This is a genomic window from Paenibacillus flagellatus, assembly GCF_003217775.1.
Lineage (GTDB): Bacteria > Bacillota > Bacilli > Paenibacillales > NBRC-103111 > Paenibacillus_AB > Paenibacillus_AB flagellatus.
Window position 1 is genome coordinate 106,675 of record NZ_QJVJ01000010.1, and the last position, 20,896, is coordinate 127,570.

The 20,896-nt window shown below is 64.0% G+C and carries 18 protein-coding genes; 17 read left to right on the plus strand and 1 reads right to left on the minus strand.

What is annotated here, in order from left to right:
- Positions 1–324 precede the first annotated feature (324 nt).
- The 17 genes from DLM86_RS21715 to DLM86_RS21795 all read left to right on the plus strand — a co-directional run bounded on the left by DLM86_RS21715 (position 325) and on the right by DLM86_RS21795 (position 19,568).
- Entirely contained in the window at positions 325–1,134 is an 810-nt protein-coding gene (locus DLM86_RS21715) for a glycosyltransferase family 2 protein (RefSeq protein ID WP_110842171.1), read from the plus strand.
- 4 nt (positions 1,135–1,138) lie between these two features.
- Positions 1,139–2,311 carry a glycosyltransferase family 2 protein gene (locus DLM86_RS21720; RefSeq protein WP_110842172.1) on the plus strand — a complete coding sequence of 391 codons (1,173 nt, stop codon included), beginning with the start codon at positions 1,139–1,141 and terminating at the stop codon, positions 2,309–2,311.
- Positions 2,308–3,045 carry a glycosyltransferase family 2 protein gene (locus DLM86_RS21725; RefSeq protein ID WP_110842173.1) on the plus strand — a complete coding sequence of 246 codons (738 nt, stop codon included), beginning with the start codon at positions 2,308–2,310 and terminating at the stop codon, positions 3,043–3,045. Before DLM86_RS21720 ends, DLM86_RS21725 begins: the two co-directional genes overlap by 4 nt.
- Before the next feature lie 70 nt (positions 3,046–3,115).
- Entirely contained in the window at positions 3,116–3,838 is a 723-nt protein-coding gene (locus DLM86_RS21730; RefSeq protein ID WP_110842174.1) for a sugar phosphate nucleotidyltransferase, read from the plus strand.
- Positions 3,835–4,839: a dTDP-glucose 4,6-dehydratase gene (rfbB, locus tag DLM86_RS21735; protein WP_110842175.1), complete on the plus strand. Its 1,005-nt coding sequence runs from the start codon at positions 3,835–3,837 to the stop codon at positions 4,837–4,839. The genes DLM86_RS21730 and rfbB overlap by 4 nt, the downstream gene beginning before the upstream one ends.
- Before the next feature lie 7 nt (positions 4,840–4,846).
- A complete protein-coding gene (gene rfbD / locus DLM86_RS21740) occupies positions 4,847–5,716 on the plus strand; it encodes a dTDP-4-dehydrorhamnose reductase (RefSeq protein ID WP_110842176.1) in 870 nt (289 codons plus the stop codon).
- The gene (locus DLM86_RS21745; RefSeq protein ID WP_110842177.1) at positions 5,709–6,164 is read left to right on the plus strand and encodes a dTDP-4-dehydrorhamnose 3,5-epimerase family protein; all 456 of its coding nucleotides are present in this window, start codon (positions 5,709–5,711) and stop codon (positions 6,162–6,164) included. Before rfbD ends, DLM86_RS21745 begins: the two co-directional genes overlap by 8 nt.
- Before the next feature lie 52 nt (positions 6,165–6,216).
- Complete coding sequence (locus tag DLM86_RS21750) at positions 6,217–7,389, plus strand: CgeB family protein (RefSeq protein ID WP_110842178.1); 1,173 nt, start codon at positions 6,217–6,219, stop codon at positions 7,387–7,389.
- Positions 7,390–7,394: 5 nt separating this feature from the next.
- The gene (locus tag DLM86_RS21755) at positions 7,395–8,411 is read left to right on the plus strand and encodes a GT-D fold domain-containing protein (RefSeq protein WP_245954807.1); all 1,017 of its coding nucleotides are present in this window, start codon (positions 7,395–7,397) and stop codon (positions 8,409–8,411) included.
- An 82-nt stretch (positions 8,412–8,493) separates the two neighbouring features.
- Complete coding sequence (locus tag DLM86_RS21760; protein ID WP_245954808.1) at positions 8,494–9,873, plus strand: glycosyltransferase family 2 protein; 1,380 nt, start codon at positions 8,494–8,496, stop codon at positions 9,871–9,873.
- A gap of 20 nt (positions 9,874–9,893) precedes the next feature.
- A complete protein-coding gene (locus DLM86_RS21765; RefSeq protein WP_110842180.1) occupies positions 9,894–12,737 on the plus strand; it encodes a glycosyltransferase in 2,844 nt (947 codons plus the stop codon).
- 19 nt (positions 12,738–12,756) lie between these two features.
- Complete coding sequence (locus DLM86_RS21770; RefSeq protein WP_110842181.1) at positions 12,757–13,542, plus strand: class I SAM-dependent methyltransferase; 786 nt, start codon at positions 12,757–12,759, stop codon at positions 13,540–13,542.
- Between the two features lie 189 nt (positions 13,543–13,731).
- Positions 13,732–15,561 carry a cache domain-containing sensor histidine kinase gene (locus DLM86_RS21775; RefSeq protein ID WP_110842182.1) on the plus strand — a complete coding sequence of 610 codons (1,830 nt, stop codon included), beginning with the start codon at positions 13,732–13,734 and terminating at the stop codon, positions 15,559–15,561.
- On the plus strand, positions 15,533–16,306 hold the full coding sequence (locus DLM86_RS21780; protein WP_110842183.1) for a response regulator: 774 nt from the start codon (positions 15,533–15,535) through the stop codon (positions 16,304–16,306). Before DLM86_RS21775 ends, DLM86_RS21780 begins: the two co-directional genes overlap by 29 nt.
- Positions 16,307–16,437: 131 nt before the next feature.
- Positions 16,438–17,775 (plus strand): ABC transporter substrate-binding protein, encoded by a 1,338-nt coding sequence (locus tag DLM86_RS21785; protein ID WP_110842184.1) that lies wholly within the window; start codon positions 16,438–16,440, stop codon positions 17,773–17,775.
- A gap of 75 nt (positions 17,776–17,850) precedes the next feature.
- The gene (locus DLM86_RS21790) at positions 17,851–18,732 is read left to right on the plus strand and encodes a carbohydrate ABC transporter permease (RefSeq protein WP_110842185.1); all 882 of its coding nucleotides are present in this window, start codon (positions 17,851–17,853) and stop codon (positions 18,730–18,732) included.
- Positions 18,732–19,568 (plus strand): carbohydrate ABC transporter permease, encoded by an 837-nt coding sequence (locus tag DLM86_RS21795; RefSeq protein ID WP_110842186.1) that lies wholly within the window; start codon positions 18,732–18,734, stop codon positions 19,566–19,568. The genes DLM86_RS21790 and DLM86_RS21795 overlap by 1 nt, the downstream gene beginning before the upstream one ends.
- A 69-nt stretch (positions 19,569–19,637) precedes the next feature.
- Here DLM86_RS21795 and DLM86_RS21800 read toward each other — a convergent pair whose 3' ends face one another.
- Positions 19,638–20,759, minus strand: coding sequence for a class I SAM-dependent methyltransferase (locus tag DLM86_RS21800; protein ID WP_110842187.1), 1,122 nt, complete (start codon positions 20,757–20,759; stop codon positions 19,638–19,640).
- Positions 20,760–20,896 lie beyond the last annotated feature (137 nt).

The window sequence follows — 20,896 nt, forward strand, 5'->3', positions numbered from 1 at the left end:
CATTGGAAACGATCCAACAGACGGCCTCCACCCGCGTTCATACAGCCGAATCAGGACGATCCGATTGGATAAACTCCAATCGGCGGTCGTTTTCCGCCTTTATCGGGGTCGCGCTATTGGATGAAATCCAATGGGCTTCGTTCATCGTGCCCTTCCACGTTCTTTTGCGGCCGCAGCCGGGGCTTCCCGGCGACGGCGTCGCGTCCTCTCCCCCGGCGGACGGCCAGCCCTTTTTTCGGACAATCGGCACTTGCCCTTCCGCCGAATGCGGATTCTCATAGAATGATTGGTGAAAGCAGTCCACCCATTCGCGGAGGTGACGGTATGCCCAAGCTGCGTAACGACCGCAAGCGGCGCGCGAGCATCGAAGGGGCGCATCGGTCCGTCCGATCCCCGGAAGAGCCGGTCGTTTCGGTCATCATTCCCGTCTTCAACGAAAGGAAAACGATCGTGCCCGTGCTGCGGAACGCGGCCCGGGTCCACCCGCAAACCGAAGTGATCGTCGTCGCCAACGGGACGACGGACGGCACCTGCCGGATCGCCGAGCGGATGGGGGCGCGGGTGATCCGCTATCCCGAGCGTCTCGGCCACGACGTCGGCCGATCGATCGGCGCCCGCTATGCGAGAGGCGCCGTCCTGCTATTCACCGACGGAGACATCGTCGTTCCCGCAAGCGACATGCGGGCGCTGGCGGACGCCGTCGGGCGGGGGGTGGACGTCGCGCTGAACAGCTACTCCGGCCCAACGCGCCAAAGAGAGAACGTGCATGGCGTCGTGCTGGCGAAGCATGCGCTCAACGCGGCTTTGTCGCGGCCGGATTTGAGGGGGGCGTCGCTGACGACCATTCCGCACGCCATCAGCCGCAGCGCCCTGTCCGCGATCGGCGTCGAGTCGCTCGCCGTCCCCCCTATGGCTCAGGCGATAGCCGTGCGAAAAGGACTGCGCGTCGAGGCGGTCCGGCTGATCGACGTCGGCCGCAAAAACCCGCTTCGCCGCAGAAGAAGCCAAGGAAAAGATCCGCTCGAATCGCTCATCGTCGGCGATCATTACGAGGCGCTGCACTGGCTCGCGGCATCGGAGGGCGAGCGGGGCGGCCTCCCCGATCTCGGCCGGATGAGGGAAACGGTGAGGTGAACGCATGAGAACGAAACGATCCACTCGAAGGAGGACCCGTAACGATACGAGAAAGTCCAACGCGGCGTACGCGAGAAGAGCGATTCGCGGACGTCGAACGAAAGGCCGGGCCGGCCGCCGGCTGTCCGCGTCGGCAAGGCGCCGCCTCCGGGGCCACGCGGGCGCCCGGCGCCCGCACATCGCGTCCGGCGCCGGGCCGATGCGGGCCGCGGCCGCCTACGAGGCGGGGCGGCTGGCCGCCGCGCAGCATCCGGTGCCGCCCGGCGCCGACCCGATCCGGTGGATCGGCGGCTGCTGGAGCGACTTATGCCGCGACCGGCCGCTGCATGCGGACGGCGCCGCCTACCGTCAGGCGGCCGACCGGTTCGCCGCCGGATACGGCAGCGTCAGCGGCCACCGGACGGACGACCGCGTCCTGCTGCCGACGCGGCGGTCGGTCGCCGCGGTCGTCTGCATCATGAACGAGGAAGCGACGGTGCCGCTGATCGGGGCGCAGCTCGCCCGCCTGTCGCTCGACGAAATCGTGTTCGTCGTGAACGGCTCGAGCGACGGCAGCTTCGCCGCCGCCCGCGCCTGTCCCGGCGCCACGGTCGTGCACGTCCCCGAACGGCTCGGCCACGACGTCGGCCGGGCGATCGGAGCGAAGCAGACGCGCTCGGACATCGTGCTGTTCCTCGACGGGGACATCCCGGTCGCCGCGGAGCGGCTCGTGCCGTTCGTAGCGGCCGTCGACCGCGGAATCGACGTCGCCCTGAACGACATTTCCCCTTACGTCGGCGACTTGTCGCAGCGCGATTCGGTGACGATCGTCAAGCAGTTTCTGAACCGGGCCGTACGGCGGCCGGACCTCGACGCGAATTCGCTGACGGCCGTCCCTCACGCCTTGTCCCGCCGGGCGATCGATACGATCGGCTGCCGGACGCTCATGGTCCCGCCGCTCGCCCAAGCGAAAGCGATCCGCGCCGGACTGACGGTTCGGGCGGCGGCCAGCGTGGACGTCATCGCGCCGAACCGGGTACGCGCGCACAACGACGGCGAGCAGAGCGCCGTTTCGCGGATGATCGTCGGCGACCATGTCGAGGCGATGGCCGCGCTGCTGCGGGAAGCGGGAGATCGGCTCGGCGAGCCCGACACCACCCGCAAGCGGCACCTGCTGTCGGGGGGTGACGCGTCATGACGCTGACGAGCATCATCATTCCGACCTATAACGGCTTGTCGTATTTGGCGGATTGCATTGCGTCGATCCGCGCCTATACGACGCCGCCGTACGAAATTGTCGTCGTCGACAACGGATCGACCGACGGTACGACGGACTTTTGCCGCCGCGAGTCGCTCCGCTTCGTCTCCCTGCCCGATAACCGGGGGTTTCCCGCGGCGTGCAACACCGGACTCCGGCTCGCCTCCGGCGACCGGCTCCTGCTGCTCAACAACGACGTGATCGTCTCGCACCGGTGGCTCGACAACATGGCCGACTGTCTGGACCATGCGCGGGACGTCGGCATCGTCGGACCTTATACGAACTACGCGAGCGGCAAGCAGCGCATGATCGCGCCCTACGAGACGATCGGGCAGTACCACGAGATGGCGATCCACCTGAACGCGCCGAACCCGTACCAGTGGCTGCAGGTCGACCGGCTCGTCGGGTTCTGCTTCCTGTTCAAGCGGGAGCTGTACGAACGAATCGGCGAGCTGGACGAACGGTTCTCGCCGGGCCACTACGAGGACGACGATTACTGCTACCGCGCGAGGCTGGCCGGCTACCGGCTCATGATCGCGGGCGACACGGTCGTCCATCACCACGGCAGCGCCAGCTTCTTCAAGCAGGACGAAGGCCGTCTCGCCGCGCTCATCGACCGGAACCACCGGCTGTTCGTCGAGAAGTGGGGCGTCGATCCTCTGGCGTTCGTCTGAACGCCGTCGCGCGAACGCGCGAATTCGGCGGGCAAGCCGCAACACGAAACGGACAGGAGGAATGTTCTCGATGAAAGGCATCATTCTCGCGGGAGGGACCGGAACGCGGCTGTTTCCGCTGACGAAAATCGTCAACAAGCATATGCTGCCCGTCGGGAAATATCCGATGATTCATTACGCCGTCCAAAAGCTCCGGCAGGCGGGTATAACCGACATCCTTCTCGTGACGAGCAAGCAGTCCGCCGGTCTGTATGCGGACTACTTCGGAGGCGGGACGGAGTGGGGCGTCGACATTTCGTATAAAATCCAGGAATCGGCGGGCGGAATCGCCCAGGCGCTGGCGCAAGCCGAAACGTTCGTGCCGCCGGGCGAGAAGCTCGCCGTCCTGCTCGGCGACAACCTGTTCGCCGACTCGCTGGCCGGAGCGGCGCGCCGGTTCGCCGCCCAGCCGGAGGGGGCGATGGTCATGCTGAAGCCGGTAGACGATCCGCGCCGGTACGGCGTCCCCGTCCTCGAGGGAGGGCGGATCGCCAGAATCGTCGAGAAGCCGGCCGACCCGCCGACGAATTATTGCGTCACCGGCATTTATTTTTACGACTCCGCCGTCTTCGACATCATCCGGACCCAGCGTCCGTCCGAGCGGGGCGAGCTGGAGATTACGGACGTCAACAACGCGTACGCGGCCGCGGGGACGCTGACCCACGAGCTGTTGACCGGCTGGTGGACCGACGCCGGGACGTTCGATTCGCTGCGCGAGGCGACCGAATATGCGCTCCGGGGGGAATTGGAATGAGCCGCACGATATGGGTGACCGGAGGAATGGGGTTCATCGGCAGCAACTTCATCCTGCACATGCTGCGGGAGCATCCGGATTATACGATCGTCAACTATGACGCGCTTACGTACGCGGGCGACCCGGACAACGTGCGGGAGGCCGAGCCGAATCCGCGCTACCGGTTCGTCCGCGGCGACATTACGGACGCCGAAGCGGTAGAGGACGCGATGGAGGGGGCGGACGCCGTCGTTCATTTCGCCGCCGAATCCCATGTGGACCGTAGCATTGCGGACCCGGCCGCCTTCGTCCGTACGAACGTCCTCGGCACCCAGATGCTGCTCGAGGCGGCACGGCGGCTCGGCGTGCGGCGGTTCGTGCACGTCTCGACGGACGAAGTGTACGGCACGCTCGGGGCGACCGGCCTGTTCTCGGAGACGACGCCGCTCGCGCCGAACAGCCCGTATTCCGCCAGCAAAGCGGGCTCGGACCTGCTGGTGCGCGCCTATTACCATACGTACGGCATGGATGTCGTCACGACCCGGTGCTCGAACAACTACGGGCCGCGCCAGCATCCGGAGAAGCTGATTCCGCTCGTCATTACGCGGGCGTTGCGAAACTTGCCGATACCGGTATACGGAAACGGGCTGAACGTCCGGGATTGGCTGTACGTCGAAGACCATTGCCGGGCCGTCGACCTCGTCCTGCATCAGGGCCGCGCCGGCGAGGTATACAACATCGGCGGCGGCAACGAGCTGACGAATCTGGAAGTCGTCCGCCGGATCCTCGACGAATTGGGCAAGCCGCATTCGTTGATCGAGATGGTGCAGGACCGCCCGGGCCACGATTTGCGCTACGCCATCGACGCCTCCAAGCTGGCGTCCGAGCTGGGCTGGAGGCCGGCGCATACGTTCGAGCAAGGGCTCCGGCATACGCTGGACTGGTACCGGCAGCGGACCGCGCGAGGACGAAGCGATCCGGACGGTGCGGACCGTCCGCGCCAACACGATACCGAAGGGTGAGATTGCGATGAGAGCTGTCATCACGGGCGCCGGAGGCCAGCTCGGGCACGACCTGATCCGGGTGCTGGCCCCGGACCACCGGCTGTACGCCTATACGAAAGCCGAGCTGGACGTTACGAACATGGAACGGGTACGGGAGGCGGTGGAGGATGCGCGGCCGGACGTCATCATTCACGCGGGCGCCTACACGAACGTCGACCGGGCGGAGGGCGAGGCGGAGCACGTCTTCCAAGTGAACGCCATCGGCACCCGGAATATGGCCGTCGCCGCGCAGGCGTCGGGAGCGAAGCTCGTCTACGTCAGCACCGGCTACGTGTTCGACGGGCGGAAGAAGTCGCCCTACCACGAATTCGACCAGCCGTCTCCGATCAGCGTGTACGGCGTGTCGAAGTGGGCGGGAGAGCAGTACGTGCAAATGTTTTGCGACCGGTTTTTCATCGTTCGGACGTCTTGGCTGTACGGCTGCAGAGGAAACAACTTCGTTTCGAAAATCGTCGCGCTCGCCGAACGATCGGATTCGCTTTCGATCGTCAACGACCAATTCGGCTCCCCGACGTACTCGCTCGATTTGGCGGAGGCGATCGGCAGGCTGATGGCGACCGACCGGTACGGCATTTACCATGCGGCCAACGAAGGCGGCTGCTCCCGCCTGGACTTCGTGCAGTTCATTCTGGACGAACTGGGCATGCACGGCATCCGGCTCGTGCCGTGCAGCTCGGAGCAGTTTACGGCCGCGGCGGCGAGGCCGGCCAACTCGGTGTTCGACAGCCTCGCCTTGCGGCTGAACGGCATGCCTCCGCTGCGCGACTGGCGGACGGCGCTCCGGCTTTTCCTGAAACACGACTATCGACGGCAAGAGGTGATCGGAAATGATTGACGGAGTTGCAACGAAAACGTTGGTCCGGCACAACGACGACCGCGGGTTTTTCATGGAGCTGCTGCGCGAGGACGATGCGATGTACGGACGATTCGGGCAGGCGTCCATATCGAAATCGTTTCCGGGCGTCATCAAAGCGTTCCACTACCACAACGGCCAGGACGACATCTGGTATTTCCCGTTCGGCTACGCCCAGGTCGTCCTGCACGATATGAGGCCCGACTCGCCTACATTCCGGCAAACCGACGTGTACTACATGGGGGAGGACCAGCCGTACCTGCTCTTCATCCCCCGCGGGGTCGCCCACGGATACCGGGTGCTCGGCAACAGCCCCGCCTATCTCGTCTACTTCACGAATACCGCCTACGATCCGGCCCGGCCGGACGAATTCCGAATTCCGTTCGACGATCCGGGAATCGGCTTCGACTGGCGGACGAAAAACCGGTGACGGGGCAATCGCCCCTCGAACCGGAACCCATGGACCGGAAAGGAGTGACATGATGAAACGGAAACGAGCGAGGGTACGCAAGCCGCCTTCGACCAATCCGCCGCCGATCCATCCGCTGCAGCTGGCCGAATCAAGCGGGTGGCACGACGGGTATCGGGCCGGCTCGGAGCACGGTTATCATCACGGGCGATGCGCCGTCGTCCTCGAGAGAATTCCGCCGGATCAGGGCGTCAAGTGGGGCTTGCGCGTGCTGTACGTGCAGCCGAAGGAGGCTTTGCCTTACGTTCCCATCGACCTGGGCATCATCGACGCCTTGCGGGGGCTCGTCGCGGAGCTGGTCGTCTGCAAGCCGACCGACGACGTGGTCGGGCTGGCCGCCTCGATCCGGCCGGACGTCGTGCTGGTGCTCGATTCGATCCACTCGCTGCCGATCGAGAAGGCGAGGGCGATTCGCGAGCTCGGCATCCGCACCGCCGTCTGGTTTACCGACGATCCGTATTACACCGACGTGACGCAGCATATCGCCCCCTGCTACGACTACGTGTTTACGACCGAGCTGACCTGCGTGGCGTTTTACCGCGATCTCGGCTGCCGCGAGGTGCACTACCTGCCGTTCGGCATCAACCGGGCCGCCACGAAGCCGGTTCGGGTCGGGACGCCGTACCGGTCGGACATTTGCTTCATCGGCACCGCATACTGGAACCGCGTCGAGCTGATCGACCGCATCGCCGACTACTTGGCGGGCAAGAACACGATCATCATCGGGTATTGGTGGGATCGCCTGAAAAACTACGAGAAACTGAAGGATAAAATCAAGCTGGGCCAATGGATGTCTCCCGAGGAGACGCTGAACTATTTCAGCGGCGCCAAAATCGTCATCAACCTTCACCGTCTTCACGACGATCCGACGTTCAACCAGAACAGCCGGAACATTCCGGCCGTGTCGGTCAATCCGCGCATGTTCGAAATCGGCGGCAGCGGCGCGTTCCAGCTGACCGACATGCGCGGCGACCTGTACAACGTCTACACGCCGGGCGTCGATCTCGCCGTCTACCATTCGCCGGAGGATCTGATCGGCAAGCTCGAGCATTACCTCACGCATGAGGAGGAACGCCGGGCGATGGCCTTGAACGCGCTCGCCCGGACGGTTCGGGACCATACGTACCGCAGCCGGCTGAACCAATTGTTCGGGATCGTCGCGTCACCACAAACTGTCGGGGGGTAATCGGGATGCGCCTGCGACTAACCAAAGGCAGCAAGCGGCCCGCCGGGAAAAGGCGGGTCCGACTGACGAAACGAAAAATACGCAAAAAACAACCGCCGAACCGGGCGGCCGGCCCATCCCCCCTCTACGATCAAGGCTATGAGGCGGGCTACAGCGACGCGCTCCGGCAAACCGCCGACCATAAGAGCGACGAGGTCCGCGCCGCCTTCGGGGAAGGGTACGACAAGGGCCGGTACGAAGGCGGGGAGCGGCTGATCGAAACGCAGCTGCCCGAAGGCCACGTGCTGCCCGAAGTCGGGCTGGAGGGCGTCGTCGCCGTCGGCTTGGAGCATATGGGCCATCAATTTCTCAGGCTGACGGGCGCGGGCGAGGTGTTCGAGCGGATGGTGGAGGCGATGGACGCGCAGCGGCCGCTGGCCGTCGTCCGTCTCGGAGACGGGGAGACGCTGGCGCTTGCCCAGGAGCTCGTCATGAGCGCGGAGGAGGTGCGGCGGGCCGGGCCGTTCCTCGCCTATGCCGGCGTGGACGTGCCGGACATTCGGGCGCGCGACATGCTGGCCGACGCCGTGCGCCGGGCGGGAATCGTCGGCATCCCGATATCGCGGCAGCCGTATTTCCAGCCGCTCCTGTTCGCCGTCCTGCGCGCCCACGGCATCGACTACCGCGAGCTGACACTTACGTTTTCGACGGTGAACTACATGATGTACCTCGAAGGCTACCTGAGCCGTCTGCTGGCGGGACGAAGGGTGCTGCTCGTCGGCAATGCCGCCGAGGAGCTGGCGGCCGTGCTGGAGCGGCACGGCGTCGCCGTCGCCGGGGCGGTCGCGCCGGTCCGGGGCATCGACGACGTGCCGGCCGTCATGGAACGGATACGCGGCGCAAGCTTCGACATCGCGCTCGTCGCCGCGGGCATCCCCGCCGTCGTGCTCGCCGTGCGCATCGCCGACGAGCTGGGCAAGGTCGCGCTCGATTTCGGCCATCTGGCCAATTCGTTCGTGAAAGGGGAAGCGGTTTGGACATGAACGGAGCTACCCCGGAAGGAACCGGCGCCGCCGCGAAGCGTCGCCTCCATCCGGGGCATTTCGGGGAAGGGGGGACATGGAAGTGACCACGACATCCATCAGACGGCGCCGCCGCTTCGCCCGCTCCAAGCCGAGGCGCGGCGTCCGGAGGTCGCCCTCCGCCAAGCGGGCGTCGCTGCAGCGAGGGTATGAGCTCGGCCGGGATGCCGGGTACGCCGACGGCGTGCGCGAAGGGGCGCACCGGTTTCACGTGCCGTTCCCCGGCACGAGCATCGTCATTCCGACGTACAACCAAAAAGACTATTTGCGGCAATGCGTCGAAAGCATTTTTGCGCACACGCCCGAGCCGTTCGAATTGATCGTCGTCGACAACGGATCGGAGGACGGCACCGCGGACTACTTGCGCTCGATGGGCGGCAAGCTCCGCTACCGGCTGAACGAATCGAATCTCGGCTTCGCGGGCGCCATCAATCAAGGGCTGATGATGGCGAGAGGCGACACGCTCGTCCTGCTCAACAACGATACGGTCGTCACGGCGAACTGGCTGGCCAATCTGCTCGCCTGCGTCCGGGGGAACGACCGCGCCGGGCTCGTCGGGCCGGTGACGAACTATATCAGCGGCGAGCAGCTCATTCCGACGTCGTACGATACGATGGAGCAGATGCACGAGTTCGCCCGTACGCATAACGTCTCGAATCCCGCAGCCTGGCAGCAAACCGGCCGGCTGACCGGCTTCTGCGTCATGATGAGGCGCGACGTGTTCCAACGGCTCGGCTATTGGGACGAAGGCTTCGAGGTCGGCAACTTCGAGGACGACGATTACGGGCTGAGAACGCGGCTGCTCGGGCTCGACCTGATCATTGCGAAGGACACGTTCATCCACCATCACGGCAGCGTCAGCATCAAGTCGCTCGGTACCGGACTGGAGCGGGTGAACGAGAACAACTCGCGGTTTTTCACGGCCAAATGGACCGACATCGCCGGCTGGTTCCCGCCTTACGCCGTCCGGTCCCGGCTGGAGTCGGAGCATCCGAGCTCGCTCGACTACTTCGCGACCTGCGTCCTCGTCCGGGGCGTCGGGCCGGATGTCTACTGGGTGGAGAACGGCGTGCGCCGTCCGCTGGCGGCACCCGTACCGCTCGAGCCCGTCCGGCTGTCGCAGGTCGACGTGCGCAAATGGCCGATCGGCCCGCCCGTCTCGCCCGAGTACGTCGCGCATACGCTTCACGTTCTCGAGATGTCCGCGGTTTTGCCGATGGAAGGCATGCTCGTCAAGACGGCCGACGGCCTTACGTACCAGGTCAAGGGCGGAAAGCTGCATCGCGTCGCGAACGAATGGGCGCTTGCCGCGTGGAAGCTTCAAGGACGGCATGCGTACGCGATCACCGACGAGGAGCGGGGCCGATTCGTCGAAGGACCGCCCGTGGTGGCGCCGCCGGTCGTGCGCGCCTCCAACCTTTAGCCGAAGGAGGATGCATACCTTTGAATATTGCGTTCGATATGTTCTTTGCCAAAACCGAAGCGATGAAAAGGGGGATCGGGCGCTATTCGAAAAATTTGATCCAATCGCTCGTCATGCAGGAGCAGGATCATGCTTACTATTACTTTTACCCGGATATTGCGAAGGGCCCCGATCACGTGAACCATCAGCTTCGGCAATTTTTGGGCCGCAACCGGATCGACTTGTTCCATATCATGAGCCCGTTCTACCTGTTCCATCTTCCGCCGCATTTGTTCCAGCAGTACAAGGACGCGATGATGCACCGGGACTGGTTCGGCAAAACGCGCGTCGCCGTCACGCTGTACGACGTCATCCCGCTCGTCTTCCCCGAGCGGTACTTGACGACCGACGAGGTGCGCGCGGTCTACATGCAGGGCATCGAGCTCATCAAGTCGTGCGACGTCATCTTCGCCATATCCGAGACGACGAAGCGGGACGCCGTCCGGCTGGCCGGCATCGACCCGGATAAAATCGTCGTCGTCATGGCCGGTCTCGACCCGCACTTCGAGCCGCTCGCGCAGACGGACCGGACGGGGCTCGCCGCGCGTTACGGCATCGACAAGCCGTACGTCCTGTTTACCGGCGGCAGCGATTTCCGCAAAAATACGGACCGGCTCCTCGATGCGTTTTATCGCGCCAATCCGTTTTTCGGCAACGGCTATCAGCTCGTTCTCGCCTGCGGCGTGTCGGACGAGGAGCGGCGACGGCTCGTCGAAGCCGCGGCCGTCCGGGGCGGTGCGGACCGGCTCGTCGTAACCGGCTACGTGCCCGACGACGATTTGGTGCAGCTGTACAACGGCGCGACGGTTTTCGCATTCCCGTCGCTGTACGAAGGGTTCGGGCTGCCCGTGCTGGAGGCGATGGCGTGCGGAGCCCCCGTGCTCACCTCGAACAATTCGTCGCTTCGGGAAATCGTCGGGGACGCCGCCCGCTTGGTCGATCCCGAAAACGTCGAAGACATCGCGGCCGGCTTGATTGCGCTGCTCGCGCGGCCGGAGCTGCGCGAGGCGCTGGCGAAGGAGGGGGTCGGCCAGGCGAAGAAATTCGACTGGCAGGGCGTCGCCCGCCGCGTGATGGACGGCTACGAGTCCGTCTGCCGCCCGAAGCTGGCGCTGTTCGCCCCGGTGCGGACGGACCGGTCGGCCGCCTATTCCGCGATCGAGACGTCGCTTCCCGTATTGGCCGAGTTCGCGGATTGCGACCTGTACGTCGACGACGGATATGACGAGGCGCAATCGTCCTTGGCCGGCATGGCCGCCGTCCGCATCCGGAACTACCGGCTGTTCGAAGGGACGGCGAACGATTACGACGCGGTCGTCTACGAAGTGAACAACGAGGAAGCCAGCTTGTACATGCTCGATTTCATGAACCGGTTTCCGGGAATCGTCATCGCGGACGAGTCGAACCTGCACGACCTCGCGGACAAATGGACGATTCAGCGCAACAATTTGGAGCTGTACTTCCGCGTGCTGGAAAAAGATTACGGCACCGACACGCACCGTATCCTCGATTCCGTGCTCGGAGCCGGCACCGACCGCTCGCTCGTTCCCGTCGCCCGCTACTTTTTGGAGCGCGCGCGGGCGATCGTCGTGCACAGCGCCCATGCCGAGCGCCAGCTGCTCGCGTTGGGGGCGGATCGCGTCTCGTCCTTCGGCGCCCCGATCCGCCTGCCGGAGCCGCACATACGCTCCGGGCGGGCCGAATTCGTCTTCGCGTTGTGGGCGTCTTCGCGCGGGAACGGTCTTGAAGACGCGGCGCTGCGAAGTTTGCGCCACATGATGACGGCCGGGCACGACAACGTAAAGGTCCGGATATACGGCGCGCTCGACCCGAATCGCGAGCGCGAGCTTCGGCAGCTGGCCGCCGACCTGCAGGCGGACGCTCGCGTCGAATTCGCGAGCGGGCTGCCCGGCAACCGGTACCACGACGGTATCGGCGAGGCGGATGTCGTCCTCCAGCTTCGCAGCCCGACCAACGGGGAGACGGCCTACGCGGCGCTGGAGGCGATGGCGTACGGCGTTCCGGCGATCGTGGCGGACGCGGACGCTTATCGCGAGCTTCCCGACGGCGCGACGTTCCGGATCCCGCCCGGCGGGGACGCGGAGGAGCACGTACGGCGCGCGATGCTCGAGGCGTACGGCAGCGAGCCGCGGCGCCGGACGATGGCGGAGGAGGCGCGGCGGCACATCGCCCGGCATCACGGCGTACGGCCGTATGCGGAGCGTCTCATGGACGTCGTCCGTGAACTTCGCGACCACGCGGAAACGCCGGTCGTCCTGTGGCAGCATAAGGCGACGTACGACGGCGAGCCGCTCTATGCGGGCGCCGACGGTGCGGCCGGCCGCGCCGACGACGGGCAAGCGGCCGCCGCAGCCGCAGCCGCCGCAGCGGCGGCTGCAGAGGCAGCGGCGGCTGCGGGAAGCGGGCCGGCTGCCGGAGACGCGGTGCCCGCGGTCGTCACGCTCCGGCCCGACCGGCTGCGCAAGCGGAAACGAAGCCGCGGCGCCGTCACGTACGTTTCGTTCAACCTGGCGGAGCTGCCGCCCGGCGTGACGATCCGGGAGGCGATTCTGCATATCCCCGCCGGCAAAAATAAAACCGTCCGGGTCCATCGGATTCGCCGTCCCTGGAGCGAGGCGTCGGCGGCGAGAAGACGGCCCGTGCCGTACCGGAAGCCGATCTTTTCGGCCAAGACGAAACGGGGCGGAGAGGTCCGTTGGGACTGCACGCGGTGGGTTCGCCTATGGCAAACCGATCATGCGTCCAACCACGGGCTGTACGTTCCGATCGGAACCGATCCGGTGCTGCAGATCCGGGTACAATGACCGCGAACGGAGGATAGCGATGCTTATTTCGCAACTGTGCAAAGAAGCCGATTTCACCGCTCCTTGGTTCGCCGCCGCGTGCTCGAAGCTGCGGGAAGGGTTCCGGTACCACCGCAAATTGTGGGAGTGGTGCTACATTTACCAGGCGCTCCGCGAGCGGGGGGCGCTCATGCCGTTCAAGCGCGGGCTCGGCTTCGGCGTCGGCAAGGAGCCGCTGGCGGCCGCCTTCGCCTCGTTCGGCTGCGAGATCGTGGCGACCGACATGGACGTGGAGGCGGCCAAGGCGCAAGGCTGGGTCGACACGAACCAGCACGCGGTAGCGTTAAGCGACCTGAACGACCGGGGACTGTGCGATCCGGACCAATTCAACCACCTGGTCACGTACGAGACGGCCGACATGAACCGGATCAGCGACCGTTACATCGGCCGGTTCGATTTCACGTGGTCGTCGTGCTGCTTCGAGCATCTCGGCTCGATCGAGCACGGCAAGCAGTTCATCGTCAACCAGATGAACTGCTTGCGCCCCGGCGGCGTCGCGGTCCATACGACCGAATTCAACCTGTCGTCCAACGAACAGACGCTCGAAACGGATGTGCTCGTCCTGTACCGGCTTCGCGACATCGATTGGATGGTGCAGACGCTGAAGGCGTACGGCTACAAGGTCGACATCGACTACACGGTCGGGACCGGACCGATCGAGTCGTACGTCGACGTCCCGCCGTTCAAGCTGAACCCGCATCTGCGGCTGATGCTCGACCGATACGTATCGACCTCGGTCGGGCTCATCATCGAGAAGCCGAAATAAAGCCCGCCGGCGTGCGGTGTCGCCGCGCGCCGGGCCGGATCGCCGAATCGTGCGGGACGCCCCGTACGGTTCGGCGGCATCCGGCGGACAAGCTTCCCGGATGAAGCCGACGAAATTCCGGGTGCCGTCCGCCGTCCGCTCCTGTTATGATGGGGATACAACCATCCCAAGTGCGAAGGAGCGATCAGCGTGCGCATCCCGTTCTCCCGCCTCGTCCCCCACACGTTGAAAAACCGGCTGATCGCGGCGTTTCTCCTGCTCGTGCTGCTTCCGTTCGCCCTGTTGAACGCGTACTACTTCGGGGAAATGGAGTCGGTCATGCAGCGGAAGGCCGGCGAGCAGGACAAGCGGCAGCTCGAATCGTTGAAGCGCTCGCTTGAAGATTTTACCGGCACCTCGGTGAAGACGCTGACGCTTCTCGAGCAGGACCCGACCGTCACGGCGATATTGGCGAATCCCGGCCAGTACGATCCCTGGAACCGCCGAACCGACATCGAGGCCAAGTTTCTCAGCATCGGCAACAGCTTGTTTTTGACCGGATCGCAAGTGTATTATACGCTCCTCGACTTGCAGGGCAACCTGTACGCGTCGTATACGCCCGAGCGGCCGCTCGACTATGCGGACATGATCCGGGAGCCGTGGTACCGGGACATGCTGGAGCGCGGCGAGCGGACGATGTGGCGGACGAGCGACCCGAATTACGTGAAAAAGGACGTAAGCCGCAGCGCGTACCTCGCTTCCCTGTGCGCCGTCTTGAACGACGGCAAAACCGGCAAGCCCTACGCGCTGCTGCGCATCAGTCTCGATTACGAGCAGTGGTTCAAGCGGGAGACGGGAGGGGCGGACGGCGCCGGCAAGGAACGCGCCCTCTACTATATCGTGAACAGCCGGGGCGAGACGGTGCTGGAGTCGTCGCCGGGGCAGCGGCTGCCGCAGGCCGTCGCCGACCGGATCGCCGCCGCCGGAGGCTCGCCGGACGGAGCCGGCGTCGAGCTGCTCGACGAAGCCGGACAAGCGGCCTATACGGCATCCTACATGAAATCGCTCGATTGGTATATCGTCAAAAGCACGCCTCTCGACTTGCTGTTCGCCGAGGCGAATGCGTTGAAGCGGCGGTTTTTCCTCGTTTTCCTCGGCTTGACGCTGCTGTTCATGGCGATCACCGTCCTGCTCTCGTCCAGCGTCACGCGTCCGCTCAAGCGGCTGGAGCGCAAGATGAAGACGATGGCGGACAACGATCTGAAGGTCGCGCTTCCCGAGACCCGGGCGGTCGGCGAGGTGCTGTCGCTGACCCGAAGCTTCAACCGGATGGTGAAGGACATTCACGACCTCGTCCACCGGCTCAAGAGAGAGGAGCGGCAAAAGCAGGCCGTCCGGTTCCAGGTGCTCGTCTCCCAAATGAACCCGCACTTCCTGCTCAATACGCTCAACACGATCAAAAGCATCGCCATGAGCCGGGACGACGAGGAAACGCACGAAATATGCGTCTCGCTCGGCAAGCTGCTCGAATCGAGCCTCAATCTCGACGTCGACCTGATTCACTTGAAGGAGGAGCTGGAGCTGGTCCGCGCGTACCTGCACATCCAAAATTCCCGGTTCGGCCGCCGGTTCGAATCGGCATTCGAGCTCGACCCCCGGCTCGAATATGCGCTTGTCCCGAAATCGTCGCTCCAGCCGCTCGTGGAGAACGCCATCGTCCACGGCTTCGGCCGCTCGATGCAGTCGGGCAAAGTGACCGTACGCGCCTCCGCGGCGGACAACCGGCTCGTGCTGGAGGTCGAGGACGACGGCATCGGCTTGGAGGCGGCGGCGGCCCGGCCGAGACGGTCGGCCGGCTCCGGCATCGGCCTGTCCAATTTGCGCGAGCGGCTGCAGCTGCTCTACCAAGGCGGGGCGGAGCTGAAGCTGGCCGCCCTGGAGCGGGGGACGTCGGTCCGGATGGACATTCCGCTGCTGCTGGCTACACCCTACAGCAAGGAGGACGATCACGATGCGATCGGTTCTGTTGGTCGAGGATGAAGAACAGGCGCGCGCCTACATCAAGAAGGTGCTGGAGAAGCTGGACTGCGGCTTCGTCGTGGCGGGGGAGGCGGCAAGCGGGGCGGAGGCGCTTCCGCTCATCCGGGCCGACGCGCCGGATCTCGTCATCGCCGACATCGTCATGCCGGAGATGGACGGAGTCGAGCTGCTGAAGGCGGTCCGGGAGGAAGGGATTGACTGCCGGTTCGTCATGCTCACGTGCATGAGCGATTTCGAGTATGCGCGGCAGGCGGTCGAATACGGGGCGTCCGGCTACCTGCTCAAGCTGTCGCTGGACCCGGCGGCGCTGCGCGAGACGCTCGCCAAGATCGAGCGGGAGCTGCTGTCCCGCGACCGGCTACGCAAGCTCGACCGCTACCGCCGGGCGATCCCGGAGAAGATCGGCGACGAGCCGACCGATCATCCGGAAATCAATAAAGTGATCCGGCATATGGCCGAGCATTACGCGGAGGAGCTGTCGCTCCGGGACATGGCGGAGCTGGCTTGCATGGAGCCGACCTACTTGAGCGACCTGTTCAAGAAGAAAACCGGGTCCACCTTGACCCATTACGTTCAGAAGCTCCGGGTCGAAGCGGCCGCTTTTTACTTGCGGGAGACGGAGCTGACCGTATCCGCCGTCGGCGAAAAGGTCGGCTTCGCCAACGACAGCTATTTCATCAAAATTTTCAAGCGCTGGACGGGGTTGACCCCAAGCGATTACAGAAGGGGGGACGGCTGCGGCTGACCGCCTTCTTTTTTTCCAAAAATCGTTGCATCAGAACCCAAATTGCGTATATGCCGGCGATTCGCTCCCGGTGCTATGATGAAGCTGCAAATCGGAAAAACGTCACGACGACGAAGACGAGGGGGACTTCGATGAAGGCGAGAAAATGGGCGATCGGCGGATTGAGCGTGCTCATGGCGTGCGGCTTGGCGGTCGGCTGCGGCAAGTCCGAGCCGAACGGAGCGGCGGGCGGACAGGCGAGCCCGAACGCGGGAGGGGCGGCGTCGCCGGGCAAAACGGTGCTGCTGAAAATGTGGGGAGGCGTCCCGGCGGAATCGGGCCCGCAGGCGGTCGTGGACGCGTGGAACAAGCAAAACCCCGACATTCAGGTGACGTACGAGCGGTTCGTGAACGACGACGCCGGCAATTTGAAGCTGGATACGGCGCTGATGACGGGACAGGACGTGGACTTGTACGTCAACTATACGATGCCCCGGCTGCAGAAGCGCAAGGAGTCGGGGGCCGCACTCGACCTGAGCGCCTTCCCGGATTACAGCATCGACGAGAAGATGGGGCCGGACGCGAAGCTGTGGCAAATCGACGGGCGCTATTACGGCATGCCGACCAAGAAAAACTTGTCCTTCGTCTGGCTGAACAAGGATGCGCTGGACGAAGCCGGCCTGCCCGTTCCTCCGCTCGACTGGACGTGGGACGATATGCGCAGCTATGCGGCCAAGCTGAAGAAGGACAAGCGGTGGGGGCTTCTCGTGCACGAGTCGTCGTACATGGGCCACGTCGATGCGGCCACCGCGGCCGTCGGCTATACGAAGCCGGACGGCACGTCGAACCTGAATCATCCGCTCGCGGCCAAAGGCTTCGAGGTCATGTACGACATGATGACCAAGGACAAGTCGATGCCGACGTACGGCGAGCAAGTGACGTCGAAAATGCCGACCGATACGATGTTTTTGAAGGGAGAAGCGGCGATTTTGTACGCCGGGGAATTCATCTTCCGCAGCTCGAACAACTTGAAGGACAATCCGCGCTCGTTCAAGATCGCCTTCGCCACGCTGCCGAGGCTGTCCGCGAACGAAAACGAGTTCAAATATCCGTCCGGCCTCGGCGACGTCGTCTCGATCAACCCCAAATCCGCCAACAAGGAGGCGGCGTGGAAGTTTCTGAAATGGTACGCGGACGGCGGCATGACCCCGCTCGCCGTAGGCGGCCGGCTGCCTTCTTCGAAGGACGTCAATGCGGACGAAGCGATCAAGCTGCTGCTGAGCGGCGCCGAGTCCACCTACGATCAGGAGTCGCTCAAGAAAGTCGTCTTCGGCAAATTCCCGACGTACCAGACGACGCTGGAGCAGCAGGTGATCGACATCCGCAAGGAAGAGTACGAGAAATATTTGCTCGGCAAGCAGGACTTGAAGACGAGCTTGGACAACATGGCGAAGCGTCATAACGATTTTATCAAGCAAAATAAAAAGTAACCGGACCGGAATTGCGGGGGAGCGCTCTCGCGGAGCCTCCCTTACTGCCGGCCGGCCCGAATCGGAGGATATGCCATGGGCGGAAGCTGGATGAAGCGGCAGCGAATGACGGGGTATTTGTTCATCCTGCCCAACATGCTGGGCGTCGTCGCGTTTTTTCTGATCCCTGCCCTGTTCTCGTTGGGGCTTACGTTTACGGACTACCGGTTCGCAAACCCCGACTTCCGGTTCGTCGGGCTCGACAACTTCGCGAGGATGCTCCGGGACGAAAAGGTTGCGGACTCGATCGGCAACACGCTGCTCTACTTGACGGCGGTGCCGGTATCGATCGTCTCGGCGTTTCTGGTCGCCCTCGTGCTGAACCGGAGCGTCTACCTGAAGAGCGTGCTGCGCTCCATGTACTTCATGCCGTATATTACGAGCGGCGTCGCCGTCGGCTTCGTCTGGATGCTGCTGTTCCAGCCGACGCACGGCCCGATCAACGAATTTCTCCGGGGGATGGGCGTCTCCGATCCGCCGGGCTGGTTCGCCTCGACGGACACCGCGATGTATGCGATCAATTTCATCGCGGTATGGGCGAGTCTCGGCTACAACATGATCATCTATATGGCGGCGCTGCAGGAAATATCTCCGGAGCTGCTGGAGGCGGCCCGAATCGACGGCGCCCGGCGGTATACGCTGATCCGCCGCATCGTCTGGCCCCTGGTGAGCCCGACCACGTTCCTTCTCCTTATCACGGGGCTGATCGGCGCGATCAAATCGTTCGGGCTGATCCAGGCGATTACGCAGGGCGGGCCGGGGACGAGCACGACGGTCATGTCGCTGTACATTTACAAAACCGCCTTCAGCTACTATGAAATGGGATACGCGTCGGCCGTCTCCTGGATGCTGTTCGCCTTCGTCCTGTTCATCACGCTCGTCCAATGGGCGGGGCAAAAAAGGTGGGTGCATTATTGATGAGGCCGCGTTCCCGGGAAAGCGCCGGCAAGCTGCTCCTGACGGCCGGTATGGCCGTGCTCGGCCTGGGCATGATTTTGCCTTTCGTCTGGATGATCGGCACGTCGGTCAAGACGCCGAACGAAGTGTTCGAATACCCGATCCGCTGGTTTCCGTCCCAGCCGGAATGGAAGCACCATCTGAAAGTATGGGACGGCCCGGACGGCTTCGCCCCGTATTATTGGAACTCGATCAAGGTCGCCACGGTCAGCATGATCGGCGCGACGTTCCTGTCGGCGCTCGCCGCCTACGGCTTTTCCCGCATCGAGTTCAAGGGCCGCGACCCGCTGTTTCTGCTGTACTTGTCGATGATGATGATTCCGCCGCAAGTGCTGTTCGTCCCGAAGTTTATCCTGTTCGACCGGATCGGCATTTACAACACGCATTGGGCTTTGATTTTGCCGGGCATGTTCACGATCTTCGGGGTGTTCCTGCTGCGCCAGTTTTTCATGGCCATTCCGAAGGAGCTGACGGAATCGGCGTTTATCGACGGGGCCGGGCACGGCCGCATTTTCGTCCGGCTTATGCTGCCGCTCGCCAAGCCCGCGCTGGCGACGCTCGCCGTCATCGATTTCTCGTGGCATTGGAACGACTACGAGAACGCGCTCGTCTTCCTGACGGACCGCAAGCTGTATACGGTGCCGCTCGGCCTGCAAAATTACGTTCTCGAATTCAACGTCGACTATAACGGGATGATGGCCGCCGCCACGGCCGGCATCGTGCCGATGCTGATCGTCTTCCTGCTCGGCCAGCGCTTCATCATCCAAGGCTTGACCGGCACGGCCGTCAAAGGATAGCCGAAAACGCCCCCGCTTCGCATGCGCGAACGGGGGCGTTTCGTCGCGTGTGCCGGCGATGCCGGCCGCTCAAACGGGCGCGAGCACAAGGACCGGGACCCGAACCCGGCACGGCGAGTCGTTGTGCTTATACAGCCGGATTTCGGCGTCGCCTGCCGCGGCCGCGACCGGGATGCGCGCTTCGATCTGCGCCGTCTGGGAGAACGAATGGCTCCACAGCGTCCGGCTGCCGGATTGCGTCGACACATTGAGCGTAAAATGCCCGTGTCCGAGCACCTCCACATAGGCGCGCAGCTCGTACGTTTGCGGCGCCAGCGGCACGTACGGGCCGTAAAACGCGTAGCCCGCCCGGTCGACCGGCATCCACCCGTCGTGATCGTACCCGTGCGGGCGGATGAACGGAGGCGCGTACAGGCTGCCGACGGCTACCGGCGGGTGGTAGCGGAAATGGGCGGCCGGCTGCGGGCGCACGTCGACGTCGCCGCTTACTTTGCGCAGACGAATGACGGCGATGCCGTTGGCGAACACGTACGGGCTGTCGAACGTCGTCTCCGCGAGCGATTCCGGCCCGCACTGGATCCACACTTGGCGGGGCGCCTCGAAGTGCATATCCATGTCGAGCTTTTTGAAGTACGACAGCGTCACCGCCTCCGGCGGCAAGCCGAACCGGTCGACCAGCGAATTCAAGTAGTCGTCGCCGAATTGGATCAGCCAGCCGAGATCCATCAGCTTGCCGAACGGGACGGTAATGAGCGCCAGGCCGCCCGGCTCGAGCAAATTGTATATTTTTTGGATGGCGAAGAGAGGCGCTTCCCTGTCGCCGATTTTATTCTCCCCGTAAGCGTGCTGCCCGACGTGCTCGACGGTGGACAAGGAGACGATCCGGCTGTACTTCGTCGCGAAATCCATCAGGTCGACGTTCAGAACGCCGGGGCATTGCTCGAATTTGTCCAGCACTTGGCGGTTGGCGAGCGCCGGGTGCGGGGCGAGCAGCGGCGCGTAATACGACAGCACGTTGCCGATCTCGAGATAGGGCGCATCCGTTCCCGCCCCGCTGTCGAGCAAAAACCGGACGGCGATCGGAATTTCGACGGCGCGCTCCGAGCAGTTGTTGTAATTGATCCGGTTGTAGGCGATCGGCTTGCGGTCGAACAAAAAATAATTCATCTTTTCCAAAGTCGTCATTCCCATCGGTACGAATCCATCCCTTCTTTCCGCGGTCGAACCGGCGTATGTCTCCCGGCATTATATGCGGCTTCGGCGGAAGAGGCATGGACGAATGCGTACGCGGATCGGACGCTTCTGTGCGACGACCTAATCACGGCGAG

Bases quoted from the DNA above. Each gene is read 5' to 3' on its own strand.
- DLM86_RS21715 (WP_110842171.1), top strand. From the start codon at position 325: ATGCCCAAGCTGCGTAACGACCGCAAGCGGCGCGCGAGCATCGAAGGG.
- DLM86_RS21720 (WP_110842172.1), top strand. From the start codon at position 1,139: ATGAGAACGAAACGATCCACTCGAAGGAGGACCCGTAACGATACGAGA.
- DLM86_RS21725 (WP_110842173.1), top strand. From the start codon at position 2,308: ATGACGCTGACGAGCATCATCATTCCGACCTATAACGGCTTGTCGTAT.
- DLM86_RS21730 (WP_110842174.1), top strand. From the start codon at position 3,116: ATGAAAGGCATCATTCTCGCGGGAGGGACCGGAACGCGGCTGTTTCCG.
- rfbB (WP_110842175.1), top strand. From the start codon at position 3,835: ATGAGCCGCACGATATGGGTGACCGGAGGAATGGGGTTCATCGGCAGC.
- rfbD (WP_110842176.1), top strand. From the start codon at position 4,847: ATGAGAGCTGTCATCACGGGCGCCGGAGGCCAGCTCGGGCACGACCTG.
- DLM86_RS21745 (WP_110842177.1), top strand. From the start codon at position 5,709: ATGATTGACGGAGTTGCAACGAAAACGTTGGTCCGGCACAACGACGAC.
- DLM86_RS21750 (WP_110842178.1), top strand. From the start codon at position 6,217: ATGAAACGGAAACGAGCGAGGGTACGCAAGCCGCCTTCGACCAATCCG.
- DLM86_RS21755 (WP_245954807.1), top strand. From the start codon at position 7,395: ATGCGCCTGCGACTAACCAAAGGCAGCAAGCGGCCCGCCGGGAAAAGG.
- DLM86_RS21770 (WP_110842181.1), top strand. From the start codon at position 12,757: ATGCTTATTTCGCAACTGTGCAAAGAAGCCGATTTCACCGCTCCTTGG.
- DLM86_RS21780 (WP_110842183.1), top strand. From the start codon at position 15,533: ATGCGATCGGTTCTGTTGGTCGAGGATGAAGAACAGGCGCGCGCCTAC.
- DLM86_RS21785 (WP_110842184.1), top strand. From the start codon at position 16,438: ATGAAGGCGAGAAAATGGGCGATCGGCGGATTGAGCGTGCTCATGGCG.
- DLM86_RS21790 (WP_110842185.1), top strand. From the start codon at position 17,851: ATGGGCGGAAGCTGGATGAAGCGGCAGCGAATGACGGGGTATTTGTTC.
- DLM86_RS21795 (WP_110842186.1), top strand. From the start codon at position 18,732: ATGAGGCCGCGTTCCCGGGAAAGCGCCGGCAAGCTGCTCCTGACGGCC.
- DLM86_RS21800 (WP_110842187.1), bottom strand. From the start codon at position 20,759: ATGGGAATGACGACTTTGGAAAAGATGAATTATTTTTTGTTCGACCGC.